Below are 24898 nucleotides of genomic sequence, written 5' to 3'. Positions count from 1 at the left end.
GGTGACCACTCCGAGCACGGGCGACGTCCTCGTCGCCGGCCCCGCGTCCTGGAACCGCATCGTGCACCTGGACGCGCTGCCCGAGCCGACGCCCCACACCGTGTTCGCGCGCGGCGCGTACGACACGGTCGGCGGCACGTCCGCCGGCAAGGCGCTCAATCTCGCGAGCCTGGGCCGCGGCGTCGTGCTGCGCACCGTGCTCGGGGACGACGACGAGGGCGCGCGCGTGCGCGGCGTGCTCGACGACGCGGGCGTGCGGATCCTCGCCGAGCCGTCCCCGGACGGTCGCACGGAGAGCCACCTCAACCTCATGGACGCCGGCGGCGGTCGGCTGTCGGTCTACCTGCGCGCGCCCGGCGAGGTCCCCGCCGAGGGGCCCGCCTGGGACGCGACGCGCGCCGCGATCGCCGCCGCCGCGGCCGTCGTCGTCGACCTCGCGGCGCACTCCGTCCCCGTCCTGGTCGCGGCTGCCGAGCAGGGCCGCGACGTGTGGGTGGACCTGCACGACTACGACGGCACCACGGCGTTCCACCGCCCGTGGGCCGACGCGGGCACGCACGTGTTCCTCAGCTCCGACCGCCTGCCCGACCACCGGTCGTTCATGGCCGGGCGGCTCGACGCCGGGGCGCGGCTGGTCGTGTGCACGCACGGCGCCCGCGGCGCCACCGCCCTCACCGCCGAGGGCTTCGTGGACGTCCCCGCCGAGCCGGTGGACGACGTCCTGGACACCAACGGCGCGGGCGACGGGTTCTTCGCCGGCTTCCTCGACGCCCACCTTCGTGGGGCGGACCTCGCCGAGGCGCTCGCGGCGGCCGCGGCGCACGCCGCCCGCGTGGTGCGCAGCCAGGGCCTGGCGCCGGAGGACTAGGCCAGGCCCGTGTCCCGCGCGACGATCGCCGCCTGCATTCGGGAGACCACGCCCAGCTTGGCCAGCACCCGGGAGACGTGGGTCTTCGCGGTGGCCTCGGTGATCACCAGCTCGTCCGCGATCCCCTGGTTGGACAGGCCGCGCCCCAGCGCGCCGAGCACGTCGACCTCGCGCGGGGTGAGGTCGGCGAGGCGCGGGTCGGCGAGGCGGGGGTCGGCGCGGTGCGGCGGCGCACCGGGCGCGGGGCCGGGGGCGACGGCGGGCGCCGAGGCCCCCGAGAGCTGGGCGAGCACGCGGCGGGTCACCTCGGGCGCGAGGACGCCGTCCCCCGCCGCGACGCGGCGCACGGCGTCGAGCAGCGCGGCGGGCTCCGCCGTCTTGAGCAGGAACCCGGCGGCGCCCGCACGCAGCGCTCCGTCCACGTACTCGTCCAGGTCGAACGTGGTGAGCACGAGGACGTCCGCCAGGCCCTGGGCGGCGATGGCGCGGGTGGCGGCGATGCCGTCCGTGCCCGGCATGCGCAGGTCCATGAGCACGACGTCGGGCCGCAGCGCGCGGGCGTTCGTCACCGCCGCGTCGCCGTCGGCCGCCTCGCCCACCACCTCGACGTCGTCCGCCGCGTCCAGGAGCATCCGCAGGCCGGCGCGGATCGCGGCGTGGTCGTCCGCGATCAGCACGCGGACCTGGCCGGGGGAGGGGGCCGTCGTCATGGGGTCGGGCTCCGGTCGTCGGTGTCGGTGTCGGTGGGGGCGTCGGTGGGGGCGTCGTGCGCGCCCGCGGGGACGCGCGCCCGCACGACCCAGCCGCCGTCGTCGGTCGCCGCCGCGTCGAACGCGCCGCCGAGCGCCTCGGCGCGCTCTCGCATGGTCAGCATCCCCATGCCCGCGCTGACGGGGTGGGTCGCCGCGCGGGGGTCGCCGGTGAGCACCGCCCGTGGGGCCGAGTTCCGCACCTCCAGGGTGACCGGGCTGCCCGGCCCTGGCTCGCACGCCAGGCGCACGACGACGGCCGCCCCGGACGCGTGCTTGCGCGCGTTGGTCAGCGCCTCCTGCGCGATCCGGTAGAGCGCGTGCCCGACGGCGGCCGGCCTGTCTGCCGTCGCGACGCCGTCCGGGTCCTCGAACGTCACGACGGTGCCGTCCGCGCGGGCCGCGGCGAGCAGGTCGCCGAGGCGGTCGAGCCGCCCGGGCGCCGCGAGCGGGTCGCGCGGCGCGTCGGCGCGCAGCAGCTCGATCATGGACCGCATCTCCGTGAGGGACGCGACCGCGCTCGTGCGGACCTGCTCCAGCGCGCCGCGGTCGCGCGCGGCGTCCGGCGCGGTGCTGAGCGCCGCACCGGAGTGGATCGCGATGGTGGACAGGTGGGAGGCGATGACGTCGTGCAGGTCGCGCGCCATCGCCGCCCGCTCGGCGCGGACGGCCTCGTGCCGGTCGAGCTCGGCGATCCGTTCGAGGTCGGTGGCGCGCCTGCGCTCCAGCTCCGCGGTCCGCCGCGCCTCGTCCGCGCGGGACCGCTCCACGGCGGCCAGCTCGGACTTCTGCCGCACGTTGTCCGCCCACCACATCGGGACCAGCAGGATCGCGCCCAGGTTCAGGCCCGTCGTGATGAAGGCGCGCGCGTCGCGGGTCGCCTCGCCGGCGGCGACCGCGCCCGCGACGGTCAGCACGACGGCCGTGCCCCACAGCCACCGGCGCGCCGTCGGGCCCGACCACATCGCTGCCGCGAACAGCAGGTCCCACAGCACGAGCAGGATCGCGAGGCTGCCGCCCCACGTCAGGTCCACCAGGGTGACGGCGACGCCGCCGGCGAGCGCCAGCATCGGGTGAGAGCGCTTGACGAGCGTGAGGGCGCACCCGACGGCGAGGAGCGCGACCCGCCACCACGGCTCCGGCACCACCGCGCCGAGAGGGCCGCCCCGGAAGAGGTCGACGAGCCCGACCTCCAGCAGGAGCCAGCCCAGCGCGAACAGGGTCAGCGCGGTCGTGACGTCGCCGCGCCGGTCGTCGCCGCCCCACGCCCGCACGAGCCTCCCGAGGAGGGTGGGGGCGGGGCGGTCGGTCGTCACCGCACCATCCCAGCACAGGGCGCGCCGCGGGGGATCGGTCGAAGGGTGTACCCCCGGTCAGCGGTGCAGGATCAGTCGTTCGGGCGACGACGACGGCCGGGCCCGCCGCGAGGATCGTCGGCATGGACCTCATCGACCTCGGCGGGCTGGAAGGCGCGGGCCTCGGCGTGCTCGCGGGAGCGCTGGTCGTGCTGGCGCTGATCGACTCGACCAGCTTCGGCACCCTGCTCATCCCCGTGTGGCTGCTCATGGCGCCCGGCCGGCCGCGCCCGGCGCGGCTGCTCGCGTACCTCGGCACGGTCGCGGGCTTCTACCTCGCGGTGGGGATCGCGGTGATGCTCGGGGCGGGCGCGCTGCTGGACCGGTACGGCGACGCGCTGGACTCGCGGCCGGTGATGCTGCTGCAGCTCGCCCTCGGCGTCTTCCTGTTCGCGATCAGCTGGCGCTTCGACGGCAAGAAGGCCGAGGCGCGGGCCGCGCGCCAGGGCGCGAAGCCCGGGCGCCTGGTGCGCTGGCGGGCACGGGCCATGGGGATCGAGTCGGCCGCGGGAGCCGAGAGCGCCGCGAGCACGACGACGCCGGACGGCGCCGTGCCGGGCCTGCTGCCGGGGACCGTCCCGACGTCGACGGTCGCGGCGCCGAACGCGTCGCTGCTGCCGCTGTCGGGGCTGGCGCTCGGCGCGGTGGCGCTCGAGGTCGGGACGATGCTGCCGTACCTGGCGGCGATCGGCCTCATCACGACGTCGGACCTCGGCACGGGCACGAGCCTCGGCGTCCTCGCCGCGTACTGCGTGGTCATGGTGCTGCCGGCGCTGCTGCTGCTCGGCGGGCGGCTCGCCGCCGCCCGGTTCGTCGAGCCGCTGCTGGCCCGGCTGGAGAGGTGGCTGTCCAGGAACGCCGCCGACCTCACGGGCTGGGCGCTCGGCATCCTCGGCGTGCTGCTGACGCTCAACGCCCTCGGCCGGCTCGGCTGGACGGGCTGATCAGGCCTCCAGCTCGTCCAGCACCCGCTGCAGGTTGGCGCGCGCGGTGCGCTCGTACCCGGCCACCCAGTCCCCGGAGTACCCGCGGGGCACGATCTCCACGACCAGGAGGCAGGCGAAGTACGCCCGGTAGAGGCGCAGGCGCTGCCAGGCGTCCGGGTCGCCCGAATCCGGCGTGCCGTCGCCGACGCCGAGGTCCCCGCCGGCGTCCCGGTAGCCGGCCAGCAGGTCCGCGTCCACGGCGCCGGCGCCCAGCTGGTCCGCGCCGACGAGCTCGAACACCGGGTCGCCCCACAGCGCCCGCTCGGCGTCGAACGCCCCGACCACCGTGCGGTCGGCGGGGTCGAGCAGCAGATTGCCGGGCCACAGGTCGGCGTGCACGAGGCGCGGCGTCGTGACGGCGGCGAGCAGGTCGTGGTGCCGCTCGACGGCGGCCATGAGCCGGTCGGCGGGCAGGTCGACGTCCCAGCGTCCGGCGTCGTCGAGGGCGGCGCGCACCATGCGCGCGAACGCCTCCGGCCAGGTGGCGGCGGCGAGGCCGGCCTCGGGCGCCGGGTAGCCGAACGGCTCGGGGGCGTCGTCGGCGCGGTCGAGGCGGTGCAGACGGGCCATGAGGCCGCCCAGCGAGCGGCGGGCCCGGGCGGCGGTCGCCTGGTCCAGCTCGAGGGTGCTCCACAGGTCGCCGTCGAGGAAGGTCGTGACGAGCGCGTCGCCGTCCACGGAGGTGCGGGTCGTGTCGTGGTGCAGCACCCGCGGCAGGGGCAGGCCGGCGGCGTGGGCGACCCGGTCGACGGCCGCCTCCGTGCCGAGCACGCCGCGCTCGTAGCGCAGCAGGCGGGACGTGTCCGCGCCGGTCACCTTCACGACCACCGTCCGCCCGTCGGCGAGGTCGGCGCGCAGCACGCTCGCGAACAGGCCGCCGCTCAGCGGAGCCACGCGGCGCACGACGCCGAGCGGCGCGAGCAGCGCGAGGACCTGCTCGTCGGTGACCGCCGTCTTGGTGAGCACGCGCGTGAGCGTAGCGGCCGCACGCGAGGAGAGTCAGCCCGCGAGGAGCGCGGGCAGCTCGAGCAGCGAGTCGACGACGGTGGTGCGCGCCGCCTCGGGCCGCTCGGCGTGCAGGTATCCCCACGGGCCGCGGCGGACGAGGATCGGCATCATGCCGGCGTCGGCGGCAGGCAGGACGTCGTTGTCGAGCCGGTCGCCGACGTACGCGATCTCGGCGGCGGGCACGCCGGAGAGCTCGGCGACCTTCGCGAAGAACCCCGGGTCGGGCTTCTGCACGCCCCACTCGTCGGAGGTGCGGATGGCGTCGACGGGCAGGTCCATCGCCTCGAGCGCGGCGCGCGCCTGCGGCGGCTGGTTCCCGGCGACGACGACGGCGAGCCCCGCGGCGCGCAGCGCGGCCAGCGCCTCGCGCACGTCGGGGTAGAGGTCGTCGGCGTCGAAGTTCTCGCGCAAGCCGGCCGGGTCGTCCGCCGCCCACCGCTCGATCTCCGCGGGGACGTCGAGGTCCGGGCGCACCATCTCGAACGCGTGCCGGTGCGACAGGTCGAGGGCCGCGCACCCGCCGAGGACGCCCAGGAACGTCAGGGCCGGCACGCCCAGGCGGTCGGCCCAGCGGGTCCAGATCCGGGTCTCGTCGATGAGGGTCTCGCCGACGTCGAACACCACCGCACGCACCATGCCCGTGACCCTATCGGGCACGCGCCCTGGCATCCTGCGCGCTGCCGGAGGACAGCCCGTTGTCAGCGTCCGTTCAGATCCTGCCGCTATCGTGCGAAGCATGGCCGAACCGCGCGAAGCCCAGGCAGTCCCCGTGACGCTGTCGACCGCCTCGGTGTACCCGCGCCGCGCGGCGTTCGCGTTCGAGGTGGCGGCCGAGCTGGGGTACGACGGCGTCGAGGTCATGGTGTGGTCCGACCCCGCCACGCAGGACCCGGCCCAGCTGCAGCGGCTGTCCGACGAGCACGGGATGCCGATCCGGTCCGTGCACGCCCCGACGCTGCTGGTCAGCCAGCGGGTGTGGGGCCGGTCGCCGGCCGACAAGCTGCGCAGGGCCGTCGACATGGCGGGCGAGCTGGGCGCCCCGACCGTGGTGGTCCACCCGCCGTTCCGCTGGCAGTACAAGTACGCCCGGCAGTTCCAGGACCTGGTGCACGAGCTCAACGAGGCCAGCCTCCACCAGGACGGCGGCGTCACCGTCGCCGTGGAGAACATGTATCCCTGGAAGCCGCGCTCCCGCGGCGACCGCGAGCTCAAGGCCTACCTTCCCGGCTGGGACCCCGCCGACCACGACTACGACGCCGTGACTCTCGACCTCTCCCACGCGGCGATCGCCCACCAGGACGGGCTCGCGCTGGTGCACGGCTTCGGCGACAAGCTGCGGCACGTGCACCTCGCCGACGGGACGGCGTCCGGCCGCGACGAGCACATGGTGCCCGGCCGCGGGGACATGGCCTGCGACAAGGTGCTCGAGGAGCTGGCGCGGCGCGACTACGCGGGCGACGTCGTCGTCGAGATCTCCACGCGCAAGGCGCGCACCGCGAGCGAGCGGCACGCCGACCTGCAGGCGGCGCTGAAGTTCGCGCGGGCGCACCTCGCCCCGGTGCCGGAGCCGTACCAGCCGCCCCCGCCGGAGCACCACCACCTGCCCGCCGACGCCTGGTAGGCGCCGCCGGCCGTGGCGTCGCGGTGTCGTGGCGTCGCGGTCAGGCCACGGCGACGCGGGCGCCGACGGCGCGCAGCACGAAGGCCTCGGTGGCGCGGATCGCGCGCTCCCGCGCGGCGGGGTCGTCCGGGATGAGCCGTCCCGACAGGCACGCGTTGACGAGCTGCACGGTCGGCTCGATGTCCTGCTCGGGGAACTCGCCCTCCGCGATCCCCGCACGCAGGATGCGCTTGAGGATGGACTCGACGATCTCGGCGTGCTCACGCAGCCGCGCCTGCGTGGTGCGCGAGAGCACGGTGCGCAGGTCCGGGCCGGGCGCGAGGTGGAAGACGCGGGTGAGCTGGGCCTGCTGGCGGATGTAGGTCCGGAGCTGCTCGACGGGGTCGTCCACCTCGGCGAGGGCCCGCTCCAGGGTCTGCGCGTACTGCTCGGTCTCGTGGGTGATGAACCCCAGCAGCAGCGCTTCCTTGTCGGGGAAGTGGTTGTAGACCGCGGTGCGACCGACGCCGGCCGCCGTCGCGATGTCGGCCAGCGTCACGGAGTCGAACCCTCGCTCGGACATCAGCGTCGAGAGGGCGGTGAACAGCTTGTGCCGGGTCATCTGGCGGTGCTCGTGCAGGCTCTTCCCGATGATCTTGGGCATGCTGACATCATAGGCACCCGTTGTCAGCACCTCCGGACGCTAGGGTGCGGTTGTGACCGACCCCACCGCTCAGCCAGACGGCATCGTCCCCGACACCAAGGACTGGACCTGGGTGCTGGAGCGCCCCTGTCCGGAGTGCGGCTTCGCGGCCGCCGAGATCGCGCCGTCCGACGTCGGGCCGGCCGTCCGCGAGACGCTGCCGCGCTGGCGTGCGGCCCTCGCCCGCCCCGACGTGGCCGCGCGGCCCAGCCCCGAGGTCTGGTCGACGCTCGAGTACGCCGCCCACGTGCGCGACGTCTTCCGCATCTTCGACCAGCGCCTCGCGCTGATGCTCGCCGAGGACGACCCGGCGTTCGCGAACTGGGACCAGGACGTCGCCGCCCTCGAGGGCGACTACGCCCACCAGGACGTCGCGACCCTGGTCGCCGAGCTCGACGCCGACGGTGCCGCCGTCGCCGCGGCGTTCGACGCCGTCGCGCCGGGCGAGGCGGAGCGCACCGGGCGCCGGTCCAACGGCTCGGTCTTCACCGTCCGCACGCTGGGGCAGTACTTCCTGCACGACGTCGTGCACCACCTGCACGACGTGCGCGCCTGACGGCCTCGCCACGCGTCTGCGCAGGTCACACGTTCGCAACACGGTCGTGACACACAGGTGACGGCGGGGCCGGTACGGTCCGCGCCATGGCCAGGGTCCCGGCGCTCGTCCCCGCGGAGCACACCTCCGACCACGTCGTCGTCGTGCCGCGCACGGCCGGCGACGGCGGCGGGCCGGGCCACGACCTGCCCGGGCTGGCCGCGGCCTGGTTCGCCGACGTCGGCTGGCTGACCCCGCCGTCCGCGGCCGGACCGTCGCGGACCGGCGGCGGGGCGCGGTTCCACGGGGTGCGCGCCGCGGCCCGCCCGTCCGCGGGGGTGCTGCGGCTCGGCGAGGAGCACCGGGCCACGGGGCCTTTCCCGCTCGACGCCGACGCGGCCGCGGCGCTGGGGTGCGCGCACCCGGCCGAGGCCTGGGCGCTGGGCCGCTCGGACGGCGCGCTCGACGTCCGGGGCGGTCGGCCCACCGTGCACGACGACCGCGACGGGATCGTGCGGGCGTTCGCCGCGGCGCTGCCCGTGGGGGAGGAGCTGCGCGTCGTCGGCTGGGCGGTCGCGGTCGCCCGACGCACGTCGGGGCTGCTGCTCGCCGACGGCAGGCAGGTGCTGCGCCCCGACCCCGGCGCCGCCGTCGACCTGTCGGTCTGGCCGGCACGCCCGGTGCCCGCCGGGGAGCTGCTCGAGGTGGTGCGGGCCGTGGTCGCCACCTCGACTCTCGAGGCGGTGCCGGGCGGCCCCGGTCACCGGGTGCTCGCCCGCACGCCGTACGACGGCGACCTCCTGGTCACCCAGGAGACGGGCCGGCTGCCGCGCGCGCTCGCGGCCCGGTCGTGGCCCGACGGGGCCCCCGCCACGGTCGTCCGCCTGGCGTGGCGGCCCCAGGACCCGTACGAGCTGCGGGTCTCCGACCCGTCGGGGCTGCACGTGATCGCCCGGGACCGGGCGCGGGCCCTGCTGGCGCGGGCCGCGACGCTGCTGCACGGCCGGGCGGCGGGCGCCGTCGTCGACGACGCGGGTTTCGAGATCACGACGCAGGAGCTGGAGCTGCGGCGCGCGGCCCCGACGCCGGGCTCACGCGCCTGGGTGTGAGGCCGCGGTCGTCCACAGCCCCTGTCCACAGCCCTTGTCCACAGGGCGTGGGTGGACGGTGACGCGTTCTCCCGTGGTGCCTCACCTGCGACGTTCCAGGGTGGAACGGTGTGCGGGCGCTCGCCGGGCGGCGTGCGGAGGCGCGGGCCGGCGGGACCCGATGCCCGCGGAAACCGCGAGATCCTGCGGATCGCGCGGCGGCCCGGGTGGTGTGGGGCCGGGCTCGTGAGGGGCGGTGCGCGGTCCTCGCGGGCGGGCGGGGCGTGTCGCGCCCGGCGCGTCGTCCACAAATTTCTTCCACAGGCCTGTGGGTGACGTGGGGATTCCGCGGGTCGCCCTGTGGACGAGCCTGTGGCCGGAGGATCCACCCGGAAAACCTGCTCCACACCCCTTGCACCGCACCCGCAGCAGGTCTAGAAACGTGCGTACCGGTCTTGCGGAGATCGGGTCGGAGATCACCTGAGAAGGCGGTCGCCTGCCCGCTCCACGGGACACGGTCGACCGGAGAACGACGGGCCGTCCCGTACCGCGGTGCGGGTTGTGGGTGACGACACAGGTGCCTGTACGGGGCCGGAAGACCACCCGCGTCCGGCTGTTCGTGGAGAACGGGTTCTGCAGAGGCGACGACGCACCAGGCCTCGACGGGACACGGCGAGCGGTCGGGGTCGTGACGTCGCCACGGCACCCCTGGTCCCCGGGACCGTCGATCAGGGGTACGCGGTTCTCTCCGAGGCCCCCCGGCCGCCCCGGGGGGCCTCGGCACGTCCGGACCGCGTGCTCTCGCCGTCGCGCCGCGCGGCCTACGCTCGGGCCATGAGCAACCTCGAGACCCGCCCCGCCGAGCGCACCTGCACCGCCGGCGACCGCCCGGCCGGAGTCGAGCTGCTGACCGCCCGCGAGGTCCCGCTCGGCGGCCCTCGCGCGATGAACGTGCGCCGCACCATCCCGCAGCGGCAGCGCTCGCTGGTCGGCGCCTGGTGCTTCTGCGACCACTACGGGCCGGACGACGTCTCGGCGTCCGCGGGCATGCAGGTGCCGCCGCACCCGCACATCGGGCTGCAGACCGTCTCGTGGCTGTTCGCGGGCGAGATCCTGCACCGCGACTCGGTGGGCTCCCTGCAGACGGTGCGGCCCGGGGAGCTCAACCTCATGACCGCGGGCGTCGGCATCTCGCACTCGGAGGAGTCGCCCGCCGAGGGCCGCCCGCCCCTGCTGCACGGCGTGCAGCTGTGGACCGTGCTGCCCGAGGCCGACCGCACGTCCGCGCCGCACTTCGAGCACCACGGCGACCTCCCCGTCGCGACGACGGGCGGCGCACGCGTGCAGGTGTTCATGGGCGGGCTCGAGGTCGCGGGGGAGCGGCTCGTGTCCCCGGCCCGCACGTACACGCCGATCGTCGGCGCCCAGCTGGACCTGCCCGCGGGCGGGAGCGTCACGCTGGGGACGGACGCGGGCTTCGAGCACGCCCTGCTCGTCGACGCCGGCGACGCCACGCTCGAGGGCGAGACCGTGCCGCCCGCCGAGCTGGGCTACGTGGCCCCCGGCCGCGAGCGGCTGGTCGTGACGGCGGGCGCCACGCCCGTGCGCGCCGTCCTCATCGGCGGCGAGCCGTTCACCGAGGACGTCGTCATGTGGTGGAACTTCGTGGGGCGCACGCACGACGACGTCGCGCGGGCGCGCGCCGACTGGATGGCGCAGGTCGCCGACGACGGCGAGGGCACCCCCACCCGCTACGCCGACGGCGCCGCGGGCCGCCGGTTCGGCGAGGTGCACGGGTACGCGAGCGGTCCGCTGCGCGCGCCGGTGCTGCCCGACGTGCGGCTGCGGCCGCGCACCCGCCGCTGACGGGCCGACGGGCCGCGGTCAGGTCCGGGGGAACGTCACGCGCACCTTCGCGACACCGTCGGACGTGGAGCGCACGGTGAGCCGCATCGCGCCCGAGCGGGTGGTGAACGACGACCCCTCGCCCAGGTTCGAGCGCCGGGCGGACTCCTTGCCCATCGGCACGATCAGGTGCTCGCCGGGATAGGCCCAGGTCGATCCCCGCCACCCGAGACGGCTCACGGTGACGCCGTACGAGACCGTGTAGTCGCTCGCCACCCGCCACGGCATGCCGCCGAGGTATCGGTACGTGGCCCCGGACGGGCGGCGGAACTCCACGTAGTAGTACTGCCCGGTCTTCGGGTCGACGGCGCGCAGCAGCGTGGGCCGGCTGGTGCTGCGGTGCCGGGCGTCGAGCGTGACGGTGCGGGCGCCGCCCTCCTTCGTGACGGTCACGACGTCGGACGACGGGAGCACGCCCAGGCGCTTCCTCTGAGCGCCCGACAGCGGGGCGGTGCCGACGGCGGCGAAGTCGGCACCCATGAGGTCCATCGGGTCGAGGCCCTCGACCGCACCGCAGCGGGAGGACGTGAAGGTGCGGTCCGGGACGCTCCCCGTGCACCAGCCGACGCCCGAGTGCTCCAGGCCCATGTTGTGGCCGAGCTCGTGCGCCAGGGTGGACACCGCCGTCCGGTACTGCGGGTGCGTGAAGCGCGAGCTGCGGGCCGCGCCGCCCGGGCCGCCGAACAGCGAGAACGACCAGCCTCCGGGGTTGTCGCGGCTCGCCTTGCTCGGCAGCGAGCCGAGCCCGAGCGTGCCGCCGCACGTCTCCGCCTCGCGCGGACCGCCGGGGTAGTCGCCCCGCAGGTACGGGAAGAGGACCACGAGGTGCTCACGGGTGCCCGGGCCGCGGGTGCTGGAGTCCCACCAGCCGGCGCCGTAGTGCGCGCGCCCGCCCCGCTTCACCTCCGTGAGGATGCGGCCGGTCGTGGTGCACCGGCCGTCGCCCGTGTCGACGCGCTCGACCGCCGAGGAGCGCACGAACCTGACCCGGCCGCCCGACTGCTCCGACCAGTACGCCGACACCTTCGCGAGCAGCGCGTCGACGTCGGCGTCCCGCACCAGCCGCGCCGCCCGCGTCGTCGACATCCAGCGCGGTGTCGCGACCGCGACGTCCACCCGGTGCGCCGTGCGGTCCGTCCGGGCGCGGAGGGCGGTGCCCGCGAGGTCCGGCCGGGTGACGGCCGACTGCCAGCGCACCGTGTCGTCGACGACGTCGTCCGGCGCGGCGTCGTCGACGCCGGGGGCGTGCGCCACGGCGCTCGGGACCGCGGCGCCCGGGACGGCGGCCGCCGACGGTGGGGCGCCGACGGCCGCGAGCGGCTCCGCCAGCAGCGCGGCGGTGACGAGGGCGACGACGGTGATCGCGCGTGCCTGCATGGTTCCCCCCGGGGCTCCGGATGCGCGCCGGGCGGGCGCGATCGGCCCGAGCAGCGTAGGCACCGGCCCCGTGGTGCCGCCCGTGGGACCGGGGGTGAGGTGCGTCGTTCAGCGGGTGAAATCGTCGCCCCGGGCGCTCACCCGAGGCGCAGCTCGACCACCGGCACGACCCGCAGCCAGTCCGCCTCGCCCTGCTCGCGGGCGAGGGGCTCGGCCCACTCGGCGAGGACCGGGCCGAGCTGCGCCCACGGCCCGGGGTGCGCGTCGGTGTACGCGCGGAGGACGGCGGCGCCGTCGTCCGGGTCCAGCACGACGGCGCGGGACCGGACGTCGCGCCGCGTCCCGATCGACACGAGCACGCGCGGGTCGGCCTGCACGTTGCGGAACCACTGCGACCGCGGGCCGAGCCCGGCGACGACGACGGCGCGGTCCGGCGCCGGCCGCGCGACCACCTCGAGCACGACGTAGCGCCGCTCCCCGCTGCTGCGCCCACGGTGCTGGACCATCAGCAGCCGTCCGCCGGCGAGGAAGCCCAGTCCCGCCCGGAACAGGCCGATCGGCGCGCGCACGAACCAGCGGGTGTGCAGCATGCGGGACGCGAGGCTCATGCCCGCGAACGTATCGTCGCCGTCCGTCGTCGTCCCGTCGGCGCGGCAGTTCGTGCTCACGGCGGCAGCTCGAACTGCCGCCGTGAGCACGGAGTGCCGCGCCGAGCGTCCGGTCGGGGAACGACGAAGGCCCGGACCGAACGGTCCGGGCCTCGCGGTGGAGCGGGTGACGGGAATCGAACCCGCGCTGTCAGCTTGGGAAGCTGAAGTTCTACCATTGAACTACACCCGCGCAGCAGCACCCTGACGGTGTGCGCGCCCCGATCATACCCAACCGGGGGTGATGCTCCGAACCGGTGGCCGGCACGCCGCGGACGGCGTGCCGGCGGCGGCGTCAGAGCGGGCGGATGTTCGACGCCTGCATGCCCTTGGGGCCCTGCGTGACGTCGAACTCGACCTGCTGGCCCTCGTTGAGGGAGCGGAAGCCGTCCGCGACGATGGCGCTGTAGTGCGCGAACACGTCGGCGGTGCCGTCGGAGGGGGCGATGAAGCCGAAGCCCTTCTCCTCGTTGAACCACTTCACAGTTCCGGTGGTCATGGTGTCTTCTCTCGTTGATGCGACGGACCCGCGAACCGGGGTCCGGTCGTCGCACCCGGGCGGGTGCGGACGGTGTGGGCGCGGGCTCGGCGAGCACGCGGGGCGCCGCGGCGGGACGGGGCGCGGAGCCCCGTCGCCTCGGCGAGGGTGGGGACGACGGCGACGGGCCGCGAGAAGCGGTCGTGCAGGTGATAGCCGTCCGGGAGTCGGGTGATCATGCCCCCGTACTCGCCGTCGACCGTCGCGACCCACAGGTCGTCGTCGGCCCGGCGCCACACGGGGGTAGGTCGGGTGCTGCCCTCCGCCGCGGACGCGGACGTGGGCCTTGCGATGGTGGAAGAAGTGATGCTCTCTGCTCTGCTCTCGTTCCGCGCGACTCGGTGTTCGGTTCGTCGGGCGGAGATCGTCGTGGACGGCGGGTCGCCGTCTGCGCGCGGACCTGGCTTCGATGCGAGGTACCGAAGAGTGCCGGGGTCGGATCCCGCGGCGTGCGCGGCCTCCAGGGTACACGAGGCGCGGCCGGGCTCCGGCACCGGGACGACGGGGCGCCCGCCCGCCGACGCGACTACCGTGTCCCCGTGCTGCTCTCCGACCGCGACATCCGGGCCGAGCTCGACGCCGGGCGGGTCGTCCTCGACCCCTACGACCCGGCGATGCTCCAGCCCTCCAGCATCGACGTCCGCCTCGACCGGTACTTCCGGCTGTTCGACAACCACAAGTACCCGTTCATCGACCCGTCGCAGGAGCAGCCCGAGCTCACGCGCCTCGTCGAGGTGTCGCCGGACGAGCCGTTCGTGCTGCACCCCGGCGAGTTCGTGCTGGGCTCCACGTTCGAGTCGGTGACGCTGCCGGACGACGTCGCGGCGCGCCTCGAGGGCAAGTCGTCGCTCGGCCGGCTGGGACTGCTCACGCACAGCACGGCCGGGTTCATCGACCCCGGTTTCTCGGGGCACGTCACGCTCGAGCTGAGCAACGTCGCGACGCTGCCGATCACGCTGTGGCCGGGCATGAAGATCGGCCAGATGTGCTTCTTCCGCCTGTCGTCGCCGGCGGAGCACCCGTACGGCTCGGACGCGTACGGCTCGCGGTACCAGGGGCAGCGCGGCCCGACGGCGAGCCGGTCCTGGCAGTCGTTCCACCGGAGCGAGGTCTGAGCGCCGCGCGCGGCCGCGGCACCGGGGCGCCTGACGGGCCGTTCCGCGACGGGGCGGGACGTCGCTACGCTCGGTCCCGCCGCGCCGGCACCGGCGCGCCCCGGTCCCGGAAGGAGATCCGCCAAGTGGCCCAGAACCAGCCCGCACTGCCGCCGCTGCCCCAGGTGGCGGCGCAGGGTCATCAGGCGCGTCACCTGCTGGGGGTGCCGTCGGACGTCGTCGTCGACGAGATCGAGGTCCTCGCGATGTCGCGGTTCGTCGGCACGCGCTGGGACGTGGTCCCGGCGGACCTGCCCGGCGCGGACGTCCCCGTGGGTCGCATGGCGAACCCGGGGGAGCCCGGGGTGCTTCGGCTGTCGCGGCACAGCGTGGTCTCCGGCCCGTACGCGCCGTCGGGCAAGGGCGTGGACGCGGGCCTGCCCGGCGGCACCGCGATGGTGTTCGACGTCGTGTGCCCGCGCGAGCGCTGGGACGACGCGGCCCGCTTCGGCGGCGACCGCGACGGCCTCGGGCGGGCGTTCCCCGGGGCGCTGCCGAACCGCGAGGAGGAGCGGGTCGTCTCCTGGCTGCTCCAGGCGGCGCGCCGGCTGGGCGGCTCGGTGCGGCTCGACGTCGCGGGCCAGTGGGACGACGCGGACGGCGGCCGGCGCGCGGCCGGCCCGGGCGTCGTGCTGACCCCCGACCCCGATCGTGCGGTGGACCTCACGGTGTACTCGGACATCTGGCTGGACCCGCAGGCCGCGCACCGCGTGCTGCAGGCCACGCACCCGCGGGTGCGGCTCGCGACCGAGGGCAGGCCGTACGAGGGCCCGCCCGCGGGGATCGCGGACCGTCCCCTGTACCCGGGGGAGCCGCTCGACCCGGAGGTGCGCAAGGCGATCCACGAGCGCGCCGACGACGTCGACATCGAGGCCCTGCAGGCGCCGATGGTGCTCGACGCGTACGGCCTGACGACCGACCTCGGCCTCGACGGCTCCGTCACCGTCGAGGTGATCGGCGACGAGACACTGCCCCTCCTGGTGCGCGAGCTGCCGTGGGCTGCCGCGGGCGCCGTCTGCTACCACGTGCGCTGGGACCCGCCGGACCTGTACGAGGCGAACCAGGAGTTCCCGCAGGCGGCGCACGTCGTCGCCCGGCGGCGCGCCGCCGACCTCGTCGGGAAGATGGCGGTGGCGATCCACGCCGCCGTGGGCGGCGAGATCGCGGACGAGGCCGACTTCCTGCTGGCCGCTGAGGACCTGTAGGAACGGCGTCGAGCGACCCAGGTCACACCGACGTGTCATCTCGTCAGCGTCGGACCATCGCTCGATGCCGGTAAAGTAAAGCCGACGCCCCGCCCCTCGACCGGACGGAGTGCTGTGCTCTCAGTGCTGCTCTTCACCTTCCTGCTGGCCCTCGCGGCGCCGGCTCTGGTGGCGTGGGTGGGCAGGAGAGCCTTCTGGGTGCTGGCCCTCGGGCCCGCGTCGGCCGCCGCGTACGCGCTGGCGATGACCCCCCGGGTGACGGCGGGAGACTTCCCGACCACCGAGGTGCCCTGGGTGCCCGGCCTGCACCTGTCGATCACGCTGCAGCTCGACACGCTCGCGTGGTTCATGCTGCTCGTGGTGGGCGGCGTGGGTGCCCTGGTGCTGCTCTACTGCTCCGCCTACTTCGCCCGCGACGCCCTCGGCCTCGGCCGGTTCGCCGCCGTGCTCACGGCCTTCGCCGCCGCCATGGTCGGCCTCGTCGTCGCCGACGACCTGCTGCTCCTGTTCGTGTTCTGGGAGCTCACCACCGTCTTCTCCTACCTGCTGATCGGCCACTACGCCGACCGCAAGGCGTCGCGTCGCGCGGCCATGCAGGCGATCGTCGTCACGACGGCGGGCGGCCTCGCGATGCTGGTCGGGCTCATCATCCTCGGCGTCGTGGGCGACACCTGGCGCGTCTCGGAGCTGGTCGCGAACCCGCCGTCGGGCACCGCGGTCACGTGGGCGGCGGTCTGCCTGCTCGCGGGTGCCGCGACGAAGTCCGCGCTCATCCCGTTCCACTTCTGGCTCCCCGCGGCGATGGCGGCCCCGACGCCGGTGTCCGCGTACCTGCACGCGGCGGCCATGGTCAAGGCGGGCGTCTACCTCGTGGCCCGCTTCGCGCCGGCGTTCGCCGACCTGCCCGTCTGGCGCTGGCTGGTGCTGGTCCTGGGCGGCGGCACCCTGCTGCTGGGCGGCTACCAGGCGCTGCGCCAGCACGACCTCAAGCTCGTGCTCGCGTTCGGCACCGTCTCCCAGCTCGGCCTGATCGTGCTGCTCCTGGGGCTCGGGAGCAAGGCGCTGGCGCTGGCCGGCCTCGCGATGCTCGGGGCGCACGCCATGTTCAAGGCGGCGCTGTTCCTCGTCGTCGGCGCGGTCGACGTCGCCACCGGCACCCGCGACCTGCGCAAGCTGTCCGGGCTCTGGCGCACGATGCCGTTCACCGCCGTCGCAGGCGTGCTCGCCACGGCGTCGATGATCGGCTTCCCGCCGTTCGCCGGGTACGTCGCCAAGGAGGCCGCGCTCGAGGGCCTGTGGCACGACGTCATCCACGGCGCCGGGGCGGTCGAGTGGATCGCGCTCCTCGCGGTGGTCGTCGGCTCGGCGCTGACCGTGGCGTACGGCCTGCGGTTCGCGTGGGGCGCGTTCGGCACCAAGCGGCGCCCGGGCGCCACCGCGGCCGCCGCGCTGGGCGACACCCCCACGACGCGCGACGCCGCGGCGGAGCCGGCGCCCGCGACGCCGGTGCGCCGCCAGCCGTGGCTGCTCGTCACCCCGCCGCTCGTGCTCGCCGTCCTCGGCCTGGCGGTCGGGCTCGTCCCCTCGACGGGGGAGCGCCTGCTCGCCCCGTACGCGGACCGCTACCCGGGCGGCGAGCCGGGCCACCTCGTGCTGTGGGGCGGGTTCACGCCGGTCCTCGCGATCACCGTGCTGGTGCTGCTCGCCGGCTTCGTCCTCTTCTGGCAGCGCGCCCGCGTGGAGAAGGCCCAGGACTTCCTGTGGTCCCCGCGCTCCGCCGAGGTCACCTACCGGCGCACGATGCGCCGGCTGGACGACCTGGCGGCCGACGTCACCGCCGCCACCCAGCGCGGCTCGCTGCCCGTCTACCTCGGCATCATCCTGGTCGTCCTGGCCGTCGCGCCCGGCGCGGTCCTCGCGTCCGGGCTGGTCAGCGGCCACCCGCAGGTCGAGCTCGTCCTGTGGGACCGCCCCGCCGACGCCGCGGTCGTCGCCGTCGTCGTCGTCTCCTGCGTGCTCGCCGCCCGCGCCCGCCGACGCCTCAAGGCCGTCCTCCTGGTGGGCGTCGCCGGGTATGCCAACGCGACCCTGTTCATGCTGCACGGCGCCCCCGACCTCGCCCTCACCCAGGTGCTGACCGAGACGATCACGCTGGTCGTCATGGTGCTGGTGCTGCGCCGCATGCCCCCCTACTTCACCGACCGGCCGCTCGCCGCGAGCCGCTGGCTGCGGCTCGCGCTGGCCGTGGTGACCGGCGCCGTCATGATGGCGTTCACCGTCGCCGCGCCGCTGGTGCGCGTCTCCGAGCCGATCAGCACGCACTTCCCCGACGAGGCCTACACGTGGGGCGGCGGCAAGAACATCGTCAACGTGACCCTGGTCGACATCCGCGCCTGGGACACCGTCGGCGAGATCTCCGTGCTGCTCGTCGCGGCGACCGGCGTCGCGTCGCTCATCTTCCTGCGGCAGCGCAGCGGCGAGGTGCTGCGGCTGTCCCGCGTGGACGAGGTCAGCCGGTCCGACCCGCACACGCGCCGCGTGTGGCTCGCCGCGGGCAGCACGCTGGAGCCCGAGCGCCGGTCCGTGCTGTTCGAGGTCGTCACCCGCGTGATCTTCCACGCCATGATCGTCTTCGCGCTGTTCCTGCTGTTCAGCGGGCACAACGCGCCCGGCGGCGGCTTCGCGGCGGGGCTCGTGGTCGGCATCGCGTTCGCCGTGCGGTACCTCGCGGGCGGGCGGTACGAGCTGGGCGAGGCCGCGCCGGTCAACCCCGGCGTGCTGCTCGGCACCGGCCTGTTCCTCTCCGCCGGCGTGGGTCTCGCGACCCTCGTCGCCGGGCAGGAGGTGCTGCAGAGCACGATCGTCGACCTGCACTTCCCGGTCCTCGGCGAGGTGCACCTCGTGACCTCGCTGTTCTTCGACATCGGCGTGATGCTCGTCGTCGTCGGCCTGGTGCTCGACCTGCTGCGCACGCTCGGCGCCGAGATCGACCGCCAGGACCCGCGGCCCGCCCGCGAGGAGGTGTCCGCGTGATCGTCCTCGAGAACACGCCGCCGGCCATCCTCGTGCTGGCCATCGGCGTCCTGTTCGCCACCGGCGTCTACCTGCTGCTGGAGCGCCCGCTCACCCGGGTGCTGCTCGGCTTCGTCCTCATCGGCAACGGCGTCAACCTCATGCTGCTGGTCATGGGCGGGCGCTCCGGCGCGTCGCCGATCATCGGCAACGCGCCGGACGGCGTGCGGATGAGCGACCCGCTCGCCCAGGCGATGGTGCTCACCTCGATCGTCATCACGCTCGCGCTCACCGCGTTCGTGCTCGCCATGGCCTACCGGTCGTGGCAGCTGCACGGCCACGACGAGGTCGCGGACGACGTCGAGGACCGGCGCGTCGCCCGGCACGCGGCGCTCAACGCCCCCGCGTTCGAGGACGCGGACGACACCGAGCCGGACCGGACGCTCGACGAGGAGGCCGCCGACGTGTACGACGACGTCGACGACAGCGACGACGGGCCCGCCGAGGGCCACGCCGACCGTCACGCGGACCGTCACGCCGACCGTCACAAGGAGCGCCCGTGATGCCCTGGGACTCCGCCACGCTGGTGCCGCTGCCCGTCATGGTGCCGCTCTTCGCAGCCGGGCTGACGCTCGCCCTGCACCGGTACGCCCGCGTGCAGCGCATCATCAGCGTCACCGCGCTCGCCGCCGCGCTCGCGGCGTCCGTCGGCCTGCTGGTCGCCGCGGACGGCGGGCCGATCGTCGTCGAGGTCGGCAGCTGGGCCGTCCCCGTCGGCATCGACCTCGTGGCCGACCGCATCTCCGCGGTGATGCTCACCGTCTCGTTCGTGATGCTGCTCTGCGTGCTCCTGTACTCGCTGGGCCAGGGCGTGCCCGAGGGGGAGGACGACCCGGGCACGACGCGCGGCGACATGATCCCCGTCGCGATCTTCCACCCGACGTTCCTCATCCTGGCCGCGGGCGTGGCGAACGCGTTCCTCACCGGCGACCTGTTCAACCTCTACGTCGGGTTCGAGATCCTGCTCGCGTCGTCCGCGGTGCTGCTCACCCTGGGAGGCACGGCCGAGCGCATCCGCGCGGGGTCGGTGTACATCATCGTCACGCTGGTCTCGTCGACGCTGTTCCTCAGCGCCATCGCGCTCATCTACGGCGCCACGGGCACCGTGAACATGGCGCAGCTCGCGGAGCGGCTGCCGGAGATCGACCCGACCGTCCGCACGGCGCTGCAGCTCCTGCTGCTGCTCGCGTTCGGCATCAAGGCCGCCATCTTCCCGCTGTCCGCCTGGCTGCCGGACTCGTACCCGACGGCGCCCGCGCCGGTCACCGCCGTGTTCGCGGGCCTGCTCACCAAGGTGGGCGTGTACTCCATCCTGCGCACGCAGACGGTGCTGTTCCCGGACAACCCCACCGTGGACCAGGTGCTCATGGTGCTCGCGCTGCTCACCATGGTCATCGGGATCCTGGGCGCCGTGGCGCAGAACGACGTGAAACGTCTGCTGTCGTTCACCCTGGTCAGCCACATCGGCTACATGATCTTCGGCATCGCGCTCGCCACCGAGGCGGGCACGGCCGCGGCCATCTACTACGTGGTGCACCACATCTCCGTCCAGACGGCCCTGTTCCTCGTGGTGGGCCTCGTGGAGTGGCGGGGCGGGTCGACGTCGCTCGACCGGCTCGGCGGCCTCGCCAAGCTCGCCCCGGGGCTCGCGGTGCTGTTCTTCGTGCCCGCGCTCAACCTCGCCGGAATCCCGCCGCTGTCCGGGTTCCTCGGCAAGGTCGGGCTGCTCACGGAGGGCGCGACCGTGGGGACCGGGCTGGCGTGGGTGCTCGTCGTCGGGTCGGTCGTGACGTCGCTGCTCACCCTCTACGCGGTGGTCAAGGCGTGGAACAAGGCGTTCTGGCAGGCGCCGTCGGAGGAGATCGAGTCCGACGTGCCGCTGCCGCGCGGCATGGTCCTGCCTACCGGCGCGCTCGTCGCGTTCGGCCTGCTGCTCACCGTCGCCGCCGGCCCGCTCTACGGGTACGCCGAGCGCGCCGCCACCGCGTCGATGGACGGCCACACCTACGTGGACGCCGTCTTCCCCGACGGGGCGGACCGCGGCCGGGGCGAGTCCGTCGTCGTGGGCGGCGACGCCGACGACGCGCAGGGATCGGCGCAGGGAGGTGGGCACGGATGAGCCCGCAGTCGCGCCGACCCGCCTACCTGCTGCGGCGGCTGGGCTCGCAGTGGCACGCGCTCCTGCTGCTCACCGTCGTGTGGGTGCTGCTGTGGGGCGACCTGTCGTGGGCCAACGTCATCGCGGGCGCCGTCATCGCCGGGACGGTGGTCACGCTGTTCCCGCTGCCGAACGTCGACATGCACGGCACGGTGCGGCCGTGGCGTGCCGTCGTGCTCGTGGCGCGGTTCGTCTCCGACCTGTTCGTCGCGTCGTTCGAGGTGGCGTGGAAGGCGGTCCGGCCGGGCCAGACGCCGCACGGCGCCATCGTCGCCGTCCGGCTGCGCAACCCCGAGGACGCGTACCTCACCATCACGGCCGTGATGTCGTCGCTGGTGCCGGGGTCGCTGGTCGTCGAGGCACGCCGCAGCACCGGCGTCGTCTATCTGCACGTGCTCGACATCGACGCGTCCGGCGGTGCGGAGGCCGTGCGCCGCGACACGCTGGCGCTCGAGGAGCGGGTGCTGCGCGCGTTCGCGAGCGACGCCGTGCTGGCCCGGTGCGGGCTGGCGCCCGCGCGAGGGGAGGACGCATGATGCTCGCCGCCGTGATCGCGGCCGCCGTGCTGGTGGCGGTCGCCGCGCTGCTCGCGCTCGTGCGGGTGGAGCGGGGACCGTCGATGCTCGACCGGGCGGTCGCGCTGGACACCCTGACCGTCACCCTGGTGTGCGCCATCGCGATCGAGGCCATCTGGTCGCGACGCACGGAGACCATCCCGATCCTCGTCGCGCTGTCGATGGTGGGCTTCGTGGGCTCGGTGACGATGGCCCGCTTCGCCGCGAAGGAGCCCGTGGACGAGGGGCGCGTGCGCACGCCCGAGGAGGTCGCCGCGCAGGCGCGCGCCGCCGACGTGTCGCGCGGAGAGCAGCGGGACGGCGTGCGCGCCATCGATGCCGAGGACGACGCCGAGAGCGCGGGGGGTGCCCAGCGATGACCCACGTCGACCCGGGGGTGTGGACGACGGTCGCCGACGCCGTCGCGGCGGTCTGCCTGCTCGCCGGCGCGTTCCTGACGCTCGGCGCCGGGCTGGGCCTGGTGCGCTTCCCGTCCCTGCTGGCCCGCATGCACACCGTCACGAAGCCGCAGGTGCTGGGCCTCATCCTCCTGCTCACGGCGCTCGCGCTGCGGGTGCGCAGCTGGTCCGCCGTCGCGATGCTCGTGCTGGTCGTCGCGTTCCAGCTCGTCACGTCGCCCGTCGCCGCGCACATGGTGGGCCGCGCGGGGTTCCGCACGGGCAAGGTCGACCCCGACGACCTGCGCCCCAACGAGTTCGGCGAGCCCGACTGACCCGCGGCTGATAGACCGGGCGCATGGCACCAGCCGAGCCCGACCACGCCGCCGCGCCCGACCCGTTCGCCGCTCTCGCGCACCCCGCGGAGACCGATCCCGCCGCCGCGCCGCCGGAACCCCTCGCCAGCCCGCGCGTCGTGCAGGACGCGCACTCCGGCGGCGAGAGCACCCTCACCGTGATCGTCGCGTTCGCCGCGAACGCGTTCGTGGCCGTCGCGAAGTCGGTGGCGGCCGTCGTCACCGGGTCGGCGTCCATGCTCGCGGAGGCCGTGCACTCCTGGGCGGACACCGGGAACGAGGTGTTCCTCTTCGTCGCCGACCGCCGCTCACGCCGCCCCGCCGACCGCGAGCACCCGCTCGGCTTCGGCCGCGAGGCCTACGTGTGGTCGATGTTCGCCGCCATCGGGCTGTTCGCCGTCGGCGCCGGCGTGTCCATCACGCACGGCATCCAGGAGCTGGTGCACCCCGAGCCCGCGAGCGACTTCGGCGTCGCATACGCCGTGCTCGGCATCGCGTTCGTGCTCGAGGGGATCTCGTTCCTGCAGGCCAGCCGGCAGGCGCGGGCCGAGGCGAAGAAGGCCGAGCATGACGTCCTGCACCACGTGCTCGTCACGTCCGACCCCACGTTGCGCGCGGTCTACGCCGAGGACGCCGCCGCGCTCGTCGGCCTCGTCGTCGCGTTCGGGGGCGTGCTCGCGCACCAGCTCACCGGCTCGCCCGTGCCCGACGCCGTCGGCTCGATCGTCGTCGGCGTCGTGCTCGCCGTCGTCTCCCTGGTCCTCGTGGACCGCAACCGTCGCTTCCTCGTCGGCGAGGCCGCCCGGCCCGAGACCCGGGCCGCCGTGCTCGCGCACCTCGTCACGATGCCGCAGGTGGAGCGGGTCACCTACCTGCGGCTCGAGTACGTGGGGCCGCGGTCGCTGTACCTGGTGGCGAGCGTCGACCTCAGCGGCAACGAGCCGGAGGAGACCGTCGCGCGGCGTCTGGACGACCTCGAGCGGGCGGCGACGCGGGTGCCCGTCATCGCCGGCGCGGTGTTCACGGTGTCCACGCCGGAGGAGCCTTCGCTGTGAGGCCGCCGGCCGCCGGCCGCCGGCCGCCGGGATCAGCCGGCGTGGCGGGCCTCGTGGGCGAGCAGGCTGCGCTTGACGTCGAGGCCGTAGCGGAAGCCGCCGAGGCTGCCGTCGGTCCGCAGCACCCGGTGGCACGGGACGAACAGGGCGGCGGCGTTCATCGCGCACGCGCCGGCCGCCGCGCGGACGGCGGCGGGACGGCCGGACAGCTCCGCGTAGCGGGTGTACGTCACGGGGTCTCCGGCGTCGACGGTGCGCAGCACGTCCCACGCGTGCGCGCGGTACGGGCCGGAGACCTGGCGGACGGGGACGGCGTCGATCGCGCGCACGTCGCCCGCGTAGTAGGCGCGGACCGCGGCGACGGCGGAGGCGACCGCAGGGTCGTCGTCAGGCACGGGCGTCGTGGCCGTGGGCCGGACGTCGGGGTGGACGAGGCCGACCAGGGCGTCGGCGTCCGTCGTCCAGCCGGACGCGAGGACCGTGCCGTCCGGGTCGACGACGACGGTGAACGGACCGTCGGGGGTGCTGAGGGTGGTGGTGCGGGCGGACATGGTTCCTCCGTGAGGTCGGACATGAGGTCGGACATGAGGTCGGGCGCCGAGCAGCACGGGTGCTCGGGATGCCGGTTGAGGACGGCGTCACTGCCTGGTCGGCGGGAGGGCGGCGCGCCACAGGTGCAGGGCGGCGTACGAGCGCCACGGCGCCCAGCGCCCGGCGCGGGCGGCGAGCGCGCGCGACCGGGCCGAGCGCGGGGCGTCGTCCGGCAGGCCCAGGTCGACGCCGGCCGCGGCCGCGCCCGCGAGGAGCGCGACGTCGCCGTCGAGCCAGGCGTCCGGGTCGCGCAGCACGCGCATCGCCACGTAGGCGGCGGTCCACGGCCCGATGCCACGCCGCGCGACGAGCGCGGCGCGCAGCGCGTCGCCGTCGTCGCCCACCCCGACGGCGAGGGTGCCGTCGTCGAGCGCGCCGGCGGTGTCGACGACCGTCGCGACGGAGCGCGCCGGCAGGCGCAGGTGGTCCGCCGCCGCGGCCGCGACCTGTGCCGCCGTCGGGAACAGGTGCGTGAGCCCCGGGACCGCGGAGACGTACGGGGTGCCCGCGCCGGCGGCGAGCCGACCGAGGTGCGTGCGCGCGGCGGCCACGCTGATCTGCTGCCCGACGATGGCGCGCACCACGATCTCGTGCGGGTCCACCGTGCCGGGCAGGCGTAGGCCGGGCCTGCGGGCGACGAGCGGCGCCAGCGCCGGGTCGTCGGCGAGGGCCGTGTCGACGGCGGCCGGGTCGGCGTCCAGGTCGAGGAGCCGGCGCAGGCGGGTCACCGCGACCGAGACGTCGGCGGCGGACGCGAGCTCCAGGCGCACGGCGACCCGGCCGGGCCCCACGCCCGGCCCGGCCATGACCTCCGCCGCGCCGGGCCCGTGGGGGAGCAGCAGCGTCCGGGCGTACCGCACGTCGTCGCCGTCGAGGTCCGCGACCTCCACACCGTCGACGGCGCGCGCCGCGAGGAACGCGACGACGCCGCGGGCGTCGAACGGCTCGCGCACCGGCAGCTCCAGGTCGAGCCGGACGCGCGCGGCGTCGGCGCCG

At 75.2% G+C, this 24898-nt stretch carries 25 protein-coding genes and 1 tRNA gene; 15 read left to right on the top strand and 11 right to left on the bottom strand.

Going from position 1 to position 24898, the window contains the following annotated elements; all coding sequences use genetic code 11:
- The first annotated feature begins 1 nt into the window (after position 1).
- Positions 2-868 (top strand): carbohydrate kinase family protein, encoded by an 867-nt coding sequence (locus ACFQ8T_RS10205; RefSeq protein WP_430546425.1) that lies wholly within the window; start codon positions 2-4, stop codon positions 866-868.
- Here ACFQ8T_RS10205 and ACFQ8T_RS10200 read toward each other — a convergent pair.
- Together ACFQ8T_RS10200 and ACFQ8T_RS10195 are read right to left on the bottom strand one after the other, a co-directional pair.
- The gene (locus ACFQ8T_RS10200; RefSeq protein ID WP_430546424.1) at positions 865-1578 is read right to left on the bottom strand and encodes a response regulator; all 714 of its coding nucleotides are present in this window, start codon (positions 1576-1578) and stop codon (positions 865-867) included. The genes ACFQ8T_RS10205 and ACFQ8T_RS10200 overlap by 4 nt on opposite strands.
- Complete coding sequence (locus ACFQ8T_RS10195; protein WP_430546423.1) at positions 1575-2933, bottom strand: sensor histidine kinase; 1359 nt, start codon at positions 2931-2933, stop codon at positions 1575-1577. Before ACFQ8T_RS10195 ends, ACFQ8T_RS10200 begins: the two co-directional genes overlap by 4 nt.
- Before the next feature lie 122 nt (positions 2934-3055).
- Between ACFQ8T_RS10195 and ACFQ8T_RS10190 the strand changes: the two genes are divergently transcribed.
- Positions 3056-3916: a GAP family protein gene (locus ACFQ8T_RS10190; protein WP_430546422.1), complete on the top strand. Its 861-nt coding sequence runs from the start codon at positions 3056-3058 to the stop codon at positions 3914-3916.
- Here the strand turns inward: ACFQ8T_RS10190 and ACFQ8T_RS10185 are convergent, their stop codons facing one another.
- Both ACFQ8T_RS10185 and ACFQ8T_RS10180 read right to left on the bottom strand, forming a co-directional pair.
- The gene (locus ACFQ8T_RS10185) at positions 3917-4924 is read right to left on the bottom strand and encodes a phosphotransferase family protein (protein WP_430546421.1); all 1008 of its coding nucleotides are present in this window, start codon (positions 4922-4924) and stop codon (positions 3917-3919) included.
- A gap of 33 nt (positions 4925-4957) precedes the next feature.
- Positions 4958-5602, bottom strand: coding sequence for an HAD family hydrolase (locus ACFQ8T_RS10180; RefSeq protein WP_429765739.1), 645 nt, complete (start codon positions 5600-5602; stop codon positions 4958-4960).
- 100 nt (positions 5603-5702) lie between these two features.
- On the opposite strand from ACFQ8T_RS10180, the gene ACFQ8T_RS10175 reads away from it, so the two are divergent.
- A complete protein-coding gene (locus tag ACFQ8T_RS10175) occupies positions 5703-6587 on the top strand; it encodes a sugar phosphate isomerase/epimerase family protein (RefSeq protein ID WP_430546420.1) in 885 nt (294 codons plus the stop codon).
- Between the two features lie 40 nt (positions 6588-6627).
- Here the strand turns inward: ACFQ8T_RS10175 and ACFQ8T_RS10170 are convergent, their stop codons facing one another.
- Entirely contained in the window at positions 6628-7230 is a 603-nt protein-coding gene (locus ACFQ8T_RS10170) for a TetR/AcrR family transcriptional regulator (RefSeq protein ID WP_430546419.1), read from the bottom strand.
- 52 nt (positions 7231-7282) lie between these two features.
- Here ACFQ8T_RS10170 and ACFQ8T_RS10165 point away from each other — a divergent pair, with 52 nt between their 5' ends.
- From ACFQ8T_RS10165 to ACFQ8T_RS10155, 3 genes are all read left to right on the top strand, one after another.
- Complete coding sequence (locus ACFQ8T_RS10165; protein WP_430546418.1) at positions 7283-7825, top strand: DinB family protein; 543 nt, start codon at positions 7283-7285, stop codon at positions 7823-7825.
- An 86-nt stretch (positions 7826-7911) separates the two neighbouring features.
- On the top strand, positions 7912-8913 hold the full coding sequence (locus tag ACFQ8T_RS10160; protein WP_430546417.1) for a hypothetical protein: 1002 nt from the start codon (positions 7912-7914) through the stop codon (positions 8911-8913).
- An 813-nt stretch (positions 8914-9726) separates the two neighbouring features.
- Positions 9727-10758 carry a pirin family protein gene (locus tag ACFQ8T_RS10155; protein ID WP_430546416.1) on the top strand — a complete coding sequence of 344 codons (1032 nt, stop codon included), beginning with the start codon at positions 9727-9729 and terminating at the stop codon, positions 10756-10758.
- An 18-nt stretch (positions 10759-10776) separates the two neighbouring features.
- Here the strand turns inward: ACFQ8T_RS10155 and ACFQ8T_RS10150 are convergent, their stop codons facing one another.
- The 4 genes from ACFQ8T_RS10150 to ACFQ8T_RS10135 form a co-directional block, all read right to left on the bottom strand.
- On the bottom strand, positions 10777-12174 hold the full coding sequence (locus ACFQ8T_RS10150; RefSeq protein WP_430546415.1) for a hypothetical protein: 1398 nt from the start codon (positions 12172-12174) through the stop codon (positions 10777-10779).
- Positions 12175-12311: 137 nt separating this feature from the next.
- Positions 12312-12782 carry a nitroreductase family deazaflavin-dependent oxidoreductase gene (locus ACFQ8T_RS10145; RefSeq protein WP_430546414.1) on the bottom strand — a complete coding sequence of 157 codons (471 nt, stop codon included), beginning with the start codon at positions 12780-12782 and terminating at the stop codon, positions 12312-12314.
- A 158-nt stretch (positions 12783-12940) separates the two neighbouring features.
- A tRNA-Gly gene (locus ACFQ8T_RS10140) sits at positions 12941-13014 on the bottom strand.
- A 102-nt stretch (positions 13015-13116) separates the two neighbouring features.
- Positions 13117-13320 (bottom strand): cold-shock protein, encoded by a 204-nt coding sequence (locus ACFQ8T_RS10135; protein ID WP_429765752.1) that lies wholly within the window; start codon positions 13318-13320, stop codon positions 13117-13119.
- Between the two features lie 578 nt (positions 13321-13898).
- Here ACFQ8T_RS10135 and dcd point away from each other — a divergent pair.
- From dcd to ACFQ8T_RS10090, 9 genes are all read left to right on the top strand, one after another.
- Entirely contained in the window at positions 13899-14474 is a 576-nt protein-coding gene (dcd, locus tag ACFQ8T_RS10130) for a dCTP deaminase (protein WP_430546413.1), read from the top strand.
- 125 nt (positions 14475-14599) lie between these two features.
- Complete coding sequence (locus tag ACFQ8T_RS10125) at positions 14600-15718, top strand: hypothetical protein (RefSeq protein ID WP_430546412.1); 1119 nt, start codon at positions 14600-14602, stop codon at positions 15716-15718.
- A gap of 114 nt (positions 15719-15832) precedes the next feature.
- Positions 15833-18751 (top strand): Na+/H+ antiporter subunit A, encoded by a 2919-nt coding sequence (locus ACFQ8T_RS10120; protein ID WP_430546411.1) that lies wholly within the window; start codon positions 15833-15835, stop codon positions 18749-18751.
- Positions 18748-19293 (top strand): Na(+)/H(+) antiporter subunit C, encoded by a 546-nt coding sequence (locus tag ACFQ8T_RS10115; protein ID WP_430546410.1) that lies wholly within the window; start codon positions 18748-18750, stop codon positions 19291-19293. The genes ACFQ8T_RS10120 and ACFQ8T_RS10115 overlap by 4 nt, the downstream gene beginning before the upstream one ends.
- Positions 19293-20909 (top strand): Na+/H+ antiporter subunit D, encoded by a 1617-nt coding sequence (locus tag ACFQ8T_RS10110; protein ID WP_430546409.1) that lies wholly within the window; start codon positions 19293-19295, stop codon positions 20907-20909. Before ACFQ8T_RS10115 ends, ACFQ8T_RS10110 begins: the two co-directional genes overlap by 1 nt.
- Positions 20906-21484, top strand: a complete 579-nt coding sequence (locus ACFQ8T_RS10105; RefSeq protein ID WP_430546408.1) for a Na+/H+ antiporter subunit E — start codon at positions 20906-20908, stop codon at positions 21482-21484. Before ACFQ8T_RS10110 ends, ACFQ8T_RS10105 begins: the two co-directional genes overlap by 4 nt.
- The gene (locus tag ACFQ8T_RS10100; protein ID WP_430546407.1) at positions 21481-21882 is read left to right on the top strand and encodes a monovalent cation/H+ antiporter complex subunit F; all 402 of its coding nucleotides are present in this window, start codon (positions 21481-21483) and stop codon (positions 21880-21882) included. The genes ACFQ8T_RS10105 and ACFQ8T_RS10100 overlap by 4 nt, the downstream gene beginning before the upstream one ends.
- On the top strand, positions 21879-22235 hold the full coding sequence (gene mnhG / locus ACFQ8T_RS10095) for a monovalent cation/H(+) antiporter subunit G (protein WP_430546406.1): 357 nt from the start codon (positions 21879-21881) through the stop codon (positions 22233-22235). The genes ACFQ8T_RS10100 and mnhG overlap by 4 nt, the downstream gene beginning before the upstream one ends.
- 23 nt (positions 22236-22258) lie before the next feature.
- The gene (locus ACFQ8T_RS10090) at positions 22259-23311 is read left to right on the top strand and encodes a cation diffusion facilitator family transporter (protein WP_430546405.1); all 1053 of its coding nucleotides are present in this window, start codon (positions 22259-22261) and stop codon (positions 23309-23311) included.
- Between the two features lie 32 nt (positions 23312-23343).
- On the opposite strand, the gene ACFQ8T_RS10085 is transcribed toward ACFQ8T_RS10090, so the two are convergent.
- The gene (locus ACFQ8T_RS10085) at positions 23344-23862 is read right to left on the bottom strand and encodes a methylated-DNA--[protein]-cysteine S-methyltransferase (protein WP_429765768.1); all 519 of its coding nucleotides are present in this window, start codon (positions 23860-23862) and stop codon (positions 23344-23346) included.
- 87 nt (positions 23863-23949) lie between these two features.
- Positions 23950-24898, bottom strand: a 949-nt coding sequence (locus ACFQ8T_RS10080) for a DNA-3-methyladenine glycosylase family protein (RefSeq protein WP_430546404.1), incomplete at its 5' end; no start/stop codon positions are given.

Source organism: Isoptericola sp. NPDC056618 (genome assembly GCF_042792715.1).
GTDB lineage: Bacteria > Actinomycetota > Actinomycetes > Actinomycetales > Cellulomonadaceae > Isoptericola > Isoptericola nanjingensis.
This window is presented reverse-complemented; position numbering and strand designations above follow the sequence as displayed.

What these genes read in the sequence shown, in the direction of transcription:
- ACFQ8T_RS10200 (WP_430546424.1), bottom strand. Translation starts at nt 1,578, where the DNA reads ATGACGACGGCCCCCTCCCCCGGCCAGGTCCGCGTGCTGATCGCGGAC.
- ACFQ8T_RS10190 (WP_430546422.1), top strand. Translation starts at nt 3,056, where the DNA reads ATGGACCTCATCGACCTCGGCGGGCTGGAAGGCGCGGGCCTCGGCGTG.
- ACFQ8T_RS10180 (WP_429765739.1), bottom strand. Translation starts at nt 5,602, where the DNA reads ATGGTGCGTGCGGTGGTGTTCGACGTCGGCGAGACCCTCATCGACGAG.
- ACFQ8T_RS10175 (WP_430546420.1), top strand. Translation starts at nt 5,703, where the DNA reads ATGGCCGAACCGCGCGAAGCCCAGGCAGTCCCCGTGACGCTGTCGACC.
- ACFQ8T_RS10170 (WP_430546419.1), bottom strand. Translation starts at nt 7,230, where the DNA reads ATGCCCAAGATCATCGGGAAGAGCCTGCACGAGCACCGCCAGATGACC.
- ACFQ8T_RS10160 (WP_430546417.1), top strand. Translation starts at nt 7,912, where the DNA reads ATGGCCAGGGTCCCGGCGCTCGTCCCCGCGGAGCACACCTCCGACCAC.
- ACFQ8T_RS10155 (WP_430546416.1), top strand. Translation starts at nt 9,727, where the DNA reads ATGAGCAACCTCGAGACCCGCCCCGCCGAGCGCACCTGCACCGCCGGC.
- ACFQ8T_RS10150 (WP_430546415.1), bottom strand. Translation starts at nt 12,174, where the DNA reads ATGCAGGCACGCGCGATCACCGTCGTCGCCCTCGTCACCGCCGCGCTG.
- ACFQ8T_RS10145 (WP_430546414.1), bottom strand. Translation starts at nt 12,782, where the DNA reads ATGAGCCTCGCGTCCCGCATGCTGCACACCCGCTGGTTCGTGCGCGCG.
- ACFQ8T_RS10135 (WP_429765752.1), bottom strand. Translation starts at nt 13,320, where the DNA reads ATGACCACCGGAACTGTGAAGTGGTTCAACGAGGAGAAGGGCTTCGGC.
- ACFQ8T_RS10110 (WP_430546409.1), top strand. Translation starts at nt 19,293, where the DNA reads ATGCCCTGGGACTCCGCCACGCTGGTGCCGCTGCCCGTCATGGTGCCG.
- ACFQ8T_RS10105 (WP_430546408.1), top strand. Translation starts at nt 20,906, where the DNA reads ATGAGCCCGCAGTCGCGCCGACCCGCCTACCTGCTGCGGCGGCTGGGC.
- ACFQ8T_RS10100 (WP_430546407.1), top strand. Translation starts at nt 21,481, where the DNA reads ATGATGCTCGCCGCCGTGATCGCGGCCGCCGTGCTGGTGGCGGTCGCC.
- mnhG (WP_430546406.1), top strand. Translation starts at nt 21,879, where the DNA reads ATGACCCACGTCGACCCGGGGGTGTGGACGACGGTCGCCGACGCCGTC.
- ACFQ8T_RS10090 (WP_430546405.1), top strand. Translation starts at nt 22,259, where the DNA reads ATGGCACCAGCCGAGCCCGACCACGCCGCCGCGCCCGACCCGTTCGCC.
- ACFQ8T_RS10085 (WP_429765768.1), bottom strand. Translation starts at nt 23,862, where the DNA reads ATGTCCGCCCGCACCACCACCCTCAGCACCCCCGACGGTCCGTTCACC.